This window comes from Clostridium sp. CCUG 7971 (assembly GCF_017590215.1).
In the GTDB taxonomy this organism is placed as follows: Bacteria; Bacillota; Clostridia; order Peptostreptococcales; family Peptostreptococcaceae; genus Faecalimicrobium.
This window is the reverse complement of the sequence record NZ_JAFFPK010000031.1, coordinates 46796-54094: the sequence shown is the minus strand read 5'-3', so window position 1 is coordinate 54094 and position 7299 is coordinate 46796. Positions and strand designations below refer to the sequence as shown.

Below are 7299 nucleotides of genomic sequence, written 5' to 3'. Positions count from 1 at the left end.
GGTATATACCTAATCCTTTTATACTATCTCAAGAGAAACTTTAACTTTTTCTCTATTTGCAGCAGATTTTACGACAGTTCTTATAGCTTTAGCTATTCTGCCTTGCTTTCCGATAACCTTCCCCATATCATCTTGAGAAACTTTAAGTTTTAAGATTATTTCATCATTTTCTTTAGTCTCTTCAACTACTACAGATTCAGGATCATCGACTAGAGCCTTAGCTATATCTAACACTAGCTCTTTCATATACTCATCTCCTAATTAAATTATTATTTTTTAGAAGCTTCGAATTTTTCCATTACTCCGTTGTTAACTAATAAAGTTTTAACAGTATCAGTTGGTTGAGCACCGTTTGATAACCACTTTACAGCTTTCTCGTCGTTTATTTTAACTTGCTTTGGTTGAGAAATTGGATTGTAGAATCCTATTTCTTCTATGAATTTTCCATCTCTTGGAGATCTTGAATCAGCTACTACTATTCTGTAGAAAGGCTTCTTGTTTGATCCCATTCTTTTTAATCTTATTTTAACTGCCATTACAGTCACCTCCGAAAATTTTTTTGTCTATTATTTATTTAAAGAAAGGAAGTCCGGCAAAACCGCCCCTTTTCTTCATACTTTTTTGTGAGCCTGTAAACATCTTCATCATTTTCTTCATCTCGTTGAATTGTTTTATCAGCCTGTTTACATCTTGAACACTACATCCACTACCCCTAGCTATTCTTTTCTTTCTAGAAGCATTTAATATACTTGGATTTCTTCTTTCTTCTACTGTCATAGATTGTACAATGGCTTTAGTTCTTTTCATTTCCTTACCATTTAAATCTACATCACCAAGTTGGTCTTTGATATTTCCCATACCAGGCATCATACCTAGTATCTTATCCAGAGGACCCATATTTTGTATTTGTTCCATTTGTTGTAGGAAATCTTCAAAATCAAGATCTTGTTTCTTAATTTTTTGTTCTAATTCCCTAGCTTTATCTAAGTCCATATTTTCTTGAGCTTTTTCTATTAAGCTTAGGATATCTCCCATACCTAATATTCTAGATGCCATTCTATCTGGATGGAATGGTTCTAAATCATCTAGCTTTTCACCCATACCTATAAACTTTATAGGTTTTTGTGTTACAGCTCTTATTGAAAGTGCTGCCCCACCTCTTGTATCTCCATCTAATTTAGTAAGTACTACTCCATCTACACCAAGAGCTTCATTGAAGCTTTCAGCAACATTTACTGCATCTTGACCTGTCATTGAGTCTACAACTAAAAGTATTTCATGAGGTTTAACTTCTAACTTTATAGATTTTAACTCATCCATTAAAGTTTCATCTATATGAAGTCTACCTGCTGTATCTATAATAACTAAGTCATTGTTATATTTAAGCGCATGACTTAATCCTGCTTTAGCTATATTTATCGGACTTTCCTTGTCACCCATGTTGAATACTGGTATATCTAATTTTTCTCCAACAACTTGTAACTGTTTTATAGCAGCTGGTCTATAAACGTCACATGCAACAAGTAATGGTCTTTTTCCTTGCTTTTTAAAGTATGCTCCAAGCTTACCTGATGTTGTAGTTTTCCCTGCTCCTTGAAGACCAACCATCATTATAACTGTTGGTGGCTTAGGAGATATCATAACTTTACTTGCTACATCACCCATTAAGCTAGTTAGCTCTTCATTAACTATTTTAATTACGTGTTGTGCAGGAGTTAAACTTTCCATAACTTCTTGTCCAACACATCTTTCTTGAACTTTCTTTATAAAATCTTTAACTACTTTGAAGTTAACGTCTGCTTCTAAAAGAGCAAGCTTAACTTCTCTCATAGCATCTTTTACATCTTTTTCAGTAAGTTTTCCTTTAGATTTTAACTTACCAAGTGCTCCTTGTAGTTTATCAGATAATCCTTCAAATATCATTTTAACATCTCCCTACATACATCTTCTATATTTTCTAGCTTAGGGATTAAATTAGCACAATCTCTATTTTGCAATAAATCTTGTTTAATGTCAACAATTTTATCTACGATAATTTTGACGAATTTTTCCTGTTCTTGAATTTTATATACTAATTGTAATTTTGCTTCATAATCTTTTAGTATTTTTTCTGAACGCTTTAATGTATCATATACGCCTTGTCTTGATACATTTAAGTTTTCACTAATTTCACCTAAAGAATAATCTTCTTCATAGTATAAAGATACTATTTCTTTTTGCTTATCAGTTAGTAACTCTTTATATTGTTCAAATAACAATCCAATTTCAACCATTTTCTCTATATTCATCGCTACACTTCCCAGTGATATACTGTAAAGGTTATTTACTTTACACATTGTATTTTATATCATATAGACAATCTTGTCAACATTTAATTTTTAAAAGCTAATTACTTCCCAAATAAAGCATCAGAAAATGCTTTTGCATCAAAATCTTGTAAATCTTCTACACTTTCTCCTACTCCTATAAGCTTAACTGGAACATCTACTTCACTCTTAACCGCAAGAACTACTCCACCTTTTGCTGTTCCATCAAGCTTAGTTAAAACTATACCTGTTATATCTGCAACTTCTTTAAATGTTTTAGCTTGAGATACTGCATTTTGACCTGTTGTAGCATCTACTACAAGTAAAACTTCTCTTTTAGCTTCTGGGAATTCTCTATCTACTATTTTAAACACTTTTCCAAGCTCATTCATAAGATTAGTTTTATTATGTAATCTTCCTGCTGTATCACAAATTAATAAGTCAACATTTCTAGCTTTTGCAGCTTTTATAGCATCAAATATTACTGCTCCTGGATCTGCTCCTTCTTGATGCTTTATTATATCTACATTACTTCTTCCAGCCCAAACTTCTAACTGTTCTATAGCTGCTGCTCTAAATGTATCTCCTGCTGCTAATAAAACTTTCTTACCTTCTCTTTTGTATCTATTTGCTAGTTTTCCTATTGTAGTAGTTTTACCAACACCATTTACACCCACCATAAGTATTATAGTTGGAGAAGTTTCTAGATCTAATGTAGAGTTTTCATTAGTTAATATCTCTTCTACTACACTTTTTAATTCTTCTCTTACATCCAGTGGATTTGTAATACCTTTTGACTTTATTTTATCTCTTAGGGAATCTATTATGTCCATAGTAGTGTTTACACCAACGTCCGCAGTTATTAGTATTTCTTCTAATTCTTCTAATAATTCTTCATCTACTTTTGTATATGATTTCAATACATCATCTATTCTATCTGTTATTCCTTGCTTAGCTTTAGTTAAACCTTGTTTTAATCTATCAAATAGATTAACTTTCTTTTCTTTTGGCTCTTCTACTATTTCTAATTCTTCTTTCTCATATATCTCTTCTTCTATTTTGTCTTCATTAATAGCTTCAATTGTATCTAATATATCTAGTTCTTTAGTAATATCCATTTCTTCTACTGCTATTTCTTCATGTAGAGTTTCATTTTCTTCTTTGGTAGTTACTTCTTCTTTTTTTTCTTCTGTACTTTCTGTTTCAATTACTTTTTCTTCATAAGTTACTTCAACTTCATTAGATTCAATATTTATTTCTTGCTTTAAATCTTCTTTAGTATTATTTTCTTCATTGCTAGTTTGAGGTTGTTCATCTTCATTAGTTACAACTTCTGCTTCTTTTACTTCTTCTTGTTTTTCTTCTTTTTTCTTTCCAAAGTTAAATAATTTTTTTAACACTTATTTACCTCCTAATAGATTTACTATTATGTTTTATATAATATCAGTCATTTCTTGAGCTTCTTTAAGCTTTAGACTTAATACTTTCGAAATTGCTTTTTCTTGCATTGTTACACCGTATATGTAATCAGATGCTTCCATTGTACCTCTTCTATGAGTTACAGATATAAACTGAGTATCTTTAGCTAGTTCTTTTAAAAACTCTCCAAATCTATATATATTGGCATCATCTAATGGTGCCTCTATCTCATCTAATATACAAAACGGAGTTGGCTTAGCTAAAAGTATTGAGAATAGTATACTTATTGCAGTAAGTGCCTTTTCTCCACCTGATAATAGATTTAGATTTTTCATTTTCTTTCCTGGTGGTTGTGCGGTTATTTCTATATCACTTTCTAATATATTTTCTTTATCTATAATAGTAAGTTCTCCGTAGCCTCCGCCAAATAGCCTTTTATATACGAATTTAAAGTTTTCATTAATTTCATTAAACTTAGCCTCAAATTCTGACTTCATATTTTCTTCTAAGTCAGATATTAAAATCTCTATTGCCTCTATTGACTGTTCTAAGTCTTGCTTTTGTTCACTGTAGAAATCATATCTTTCTTTAACTTCTTCATACTCTTTAATAGAATCTATATTTACATTCCCTAAATTTCTTATTTCTCTTTTTAGGCTTTCTAGTAATTTTTTATCTATTTCTAAGTTCTCATCTTTAATTTCTTTAGCTTGAACTACAGTCATTTCATATTTTTCAAATAACTTGTTTATATAAGTTTCTTGACTTGATTTAAGTCTTTCAAGTTTTCCTTGAATTTTAAATAAACTTTCTTTTAACTCTATATATGTTCTATCTGTAGATTTAAGCTCTTTGTTTAATTCATCTAACTTGCTTTTTAGTCCTTCTTTAGAAAGTTTTTTATTCTCTAAACCTCTACTATTATCAAATAACTGTTTATTTAAGCTTACTTTTTCAGTTTCTTCAATAACTATTTCTTCTTCTAATTTAAAAGTTTCTTTCTCACCTTCTCTTAGAGACTCATCTAAATTTTTAGACTTTTCTTCAAGTTCTTTATCTTCATTATTGATTCTTAGTATGTCATTTATTAAAGATTCATGTATTTGTTTGTATTTTACTAGTTCTAAGTTTAATTCATCGTATCTAAGTTTTTCATTTTCATATAAGCCACTTGCTTCCTTATGTTCTTTACTTAGTATTTCTATTTTTTCTTTATGTTCTTTATGCTTATTATCTATATCCAGTATTTCAGCTTTAACTAATTCAGATTTTTCTAATGTATAGTTTAAGTTAGAGTCTAATCCAGTCTTTTCTTTCTCTAATTTATCTATGCTCATTTGCAATGAACTTCTCTCAGCATCTACTCTATTTATATTAGAATTTTCTATTATTATAGATTTATCAAGCTCTTTTATATTCTTTTCTAAATCAAGTGCTTTTTCTTTAGTTATAGATATAGATTTTATACATTCTTCTTTTTGATTATTTAATAATAAAATATCTTTTTTTACTAATTCTATTTTTTCGCTATATTCATTTATAAGTCTTCTTCTAGATAATATATTTCCATTAGTTCTAAAACTTCCTCCAGTTAAAGATCCCCCTGGATTTAATATTTCTCCATCTAAAGTTACAACCTTAAACTTATGACCTGTTTCTTTAGCAAATTTTATCCCTTCGTCTATAGTACTTATTATAATAGTCCTTCCTAGTATACTTTCAAATATATTTCTATATTTTTCATCAAATGATATTAAGTCACTAGCAACCCCTATAAATTTAGTATTACATCTTATATTTCTAACATCTATTTTGTTTGATTTAATAATATTTAAAGGTAAAAATGTAACTCTTCCTAAATTATTTTTCTTTAAATAACTTATAGCAAACTTGGCACTATTTTCATTATCAGTTATTATATTTTGCATATATGCACCTAATGCCGACTCTATAGCTTTTTCATATTTAGATTCTACATTTACAACTTGTCCTAAAGCTCCATGTATACCTTGTAAGCTTTTATTTTTAAGAACTTCTTTTACACCTTTATTAAATCCTTCATTATGATTTTCCATTTCAACATAAATATTAAGTTTTGAATTATAATCATTTAAGTTATATTTATTATTTTGGATTTTTCTATCTAAATCATTATTATTCTGAATTAGGCTGTTTAGTTCTTTATTTACATCTTCGTTTTTAATTTTCAAACTTTTTAATTCTTCGTTTTTAGCTTTAAATAAAGATTCTAAATTACTTAATTCTTCATTTTTATTTTTTAAACTAACGTTTATCTCATCTATATCTAAATCGATATTTTTAGTTCTAGAATTTATATTTTCTGTGTTAGCAACTAATGTTGATAATTTACTAGTTGATTCTTGCCTTTTATTTAAAAGGTTTATTATATCATCTTTTAAATTTTCAATATTAGTTCCTATATCCCCAAGTTTATTTTTCTTATCGCTATTCTTTTCTTCTATAAGCTTTATCTCTTCTGTCAAAGCTTTTATTTTTTCTTCTTTTTTAGTTTGTTTTTCTTTTAATTCAGTTATAAGTAATTTATTATTGCTTAATTTTTCTTTTATATCGCTTATTTCTCTAGATTTTCTTTCTATCTCATTTTTACAGTTTTTTATTCTTTCATTAATAAGATTTACTTGAGCATCTTTTTGAGATATTACCGACTTTATTGTATTAATATATTCCTGAGATTTGTTTATACTTTCATCTATCTCTTCAATTTCTTTGTTAGTTTCATTAAAGCTTTTTTCTATTAAAGACTTTTGTTTATCAACTTCGCTAGATTCTTTTTCTAATAAATCACTATGTTTGGTTATTTCATTTAGTTCTCTTTCTAATTCTTCTATTTCTTTTACATAGCTATTAACCTCTATAGTTTTTAGTTTTTCACTAAGATCTATATATTTTTTAGCTTTCTCTTGTTGATTAAAAAGAGGCTTAAGTTGGTTTTCAATCTCTACATATATATCATTTATTCTTTCTAGGTTTTCTTTCGTATTTTTCAAATTTCTTTCTGCTTCTTGCTTTTTATATCTAAATTTAGATATTCCACAAGCTTCATCAAATACTTTTCTTCTATTTACAGGGTTATTACTAAGTATTTCATCTACCTTACCTTGTTCTATTATAGAGTATCCATCTTTCCCTATACCTGTATCTAGTAGTATTTCTTTTATATCTTTTAATCTGCAACTTTTATTATTTAAGAAAAACTCACTTTCTCCATTTCTATAAGCTCTTCTTTTTATAGTTACTTCACTAAAGTCTAATTCTAATTTATTATCTTCATTATCAATAGTAAGTGCAACCTCACAGTAATTCATTGGCTTTTTAGTATCAGTGCCTGCAAAGATTACATCTTCTAACTTATCACCTCTAAGGCTTTTTATACTTTGTTCACCTAATACCCATCTAACTGCATCAGATATATTACTTTTACCACTACCATTTGGCCCTACTATTGAAGTTATACCTTCTTTAAATATAATGTCTGTTTTTATAGGAAAGGATTTAAATCCTTTTAATTCTAATCGTTTTAAATACAATTTTT

The 7299-nt window shown here is 28.2% G+C and carries 6 protein-coding genes; all 6 read right to left on the bottom strand.

Annotated features, from left to right (window positions below):
• Positions 1 to 18: 18 nt before the first annotated feature.
• The 6 genes from JWF52_RS04465 to smc all read right to left on the bottom strand — a co-directional run bounded on the left by JWF52_RS04465 (position 19) and on the right by smc (position 7294).
• Entirely contained in the window at positions 19 to 246 is a 228-nt protein-coding gene (locus JWF52_RS04465) for a KH domain-containing protein (RefSeq protein WP_042271972.1), read from the bottom strand.
• A gap of 23 nt (positions 247 to 269) precedes the next feature.
• Entirely contained in the window at positions 270 to 536 is a 267-nt protein-coding gene (gene rpsP / locus JWF52_RS04460) for a 30S ribosomal protein S16 (protein ID WP_208332149.1), read from the bottom strand.
• 34 nt (positions 537 to 570) lie between these two features.
• Positions 571 to 1923 carry a signal recognition particle protein gene (gene ffh, locus JWF52_RS04455; RefSeq protein WP_208332148.1) on the bottom strand — a complete coding sequence of 451 codons (1353 nt, stop codon included), beginning with the start codon at positions 1921 to 1923 and terminating at the stop codon, positions 571 to 573.
• Positions 1920 to 2288 carry a YlxM family DNA-binding protein gene (ylxM, locus tag JWF52_RS04450; protein WP_208332147.1) on the bottom strand — a complete coding sequence of 123 codons (369 nt, stop codon included), beginning with the start codon at positions 2286 to 2288 and terminating at the stop codon, positions 1920 to 1922. Before ylxM ends, ffh begins: the two co-directional genes overlap by 4 nt.
• Positions 2289 to 2389: 101 nt before the next feature.
• A complete protein-coding gene (gene ftsY, locus JWF52_RS04445) occupies positions 2390 to 3328 on the bottom strand; it encodes a signal recognition particle-docking protein FtsY (protein WP_353654869.1) in 939 nt (312 codons plus the stop codon).
• 411 nt (positions 3329 to 3739) lie between these two features.
• Complete coding sequence (gene smc / locus JWF52_RS04440; protein WP_208332145.1) at positions 3740 to 7294, bottom strand: chromosome segregation protein SMC; 3555 nt, start codon at positions 7292 to 7294, stop codon at positions 3740 to 3742.
• Between the last annotated feature and the right edge of the window lie 5 nt (positions 7295 to 7299).